Annotated in this window: 1 pseudogene; it reads left to right on the top strand. The window is 34.0% G+C overall.

Annotated features, from left to right (window positions below):
* Nucleotides 1-585, top strand: a pseudogene (locus FUA24_RS24565) (threonine--tRNA ligase); the annotation flags it as partial.

Raw genomic sequence — 585 nt, 5'->3', positions numbered from 1 at the left:
GGTGTTAAACTTACCATTGGGCCTGCTATTGAGAATGGCTTTTATTATGATGTTGATTTTGGCGAGCATGTAGTATCTGAAAAAGATTTTAAAACTATTGAGAATAAAATGTTAGAGATTGCTCGTGGTAAACACGATTTTAAAATGCGATCTGTAACTAAAGCAGAAGCTTTAGCTTTATATAAAGACAATGTTTTTAAAACTGAACTTATTGAAAATTTAGAAGATGGTGCCATTACGTTTTGTGACCATAGCTCTTTTACTGATTTATGTAGAGGTGGCCACATACCAAATACTGGTATTATAAAAGCAGTAAAAGTTTTAAGCGTTGCCGGTGCGTATTGGCGCGGTGATGAAAACAAACCGCAATTAACACGTGTTTACGGTATTTCTTTCCCTAAACAAAAAGAATTAACTGAATATTTAAATTTATTAGAAGAAGCTAAAAAACGCGATCATAGAAAACTTGGTAAAGAGCTTGAGCTTTTTACGTTTTCGCAAAAAGTTGGCCAAGGTTTACCTTTATGGTTACCAAAAGGAGCTGCTTTACGTGAGCGTTTAGAAAACTTTTTAAAAGCTGCACAA

The organism is Seonamhaeicola marinus, assembly GCF_008085455.1.
This window is presented reverse-complemented; position numbering and strand designations above follow the sequence as displayed.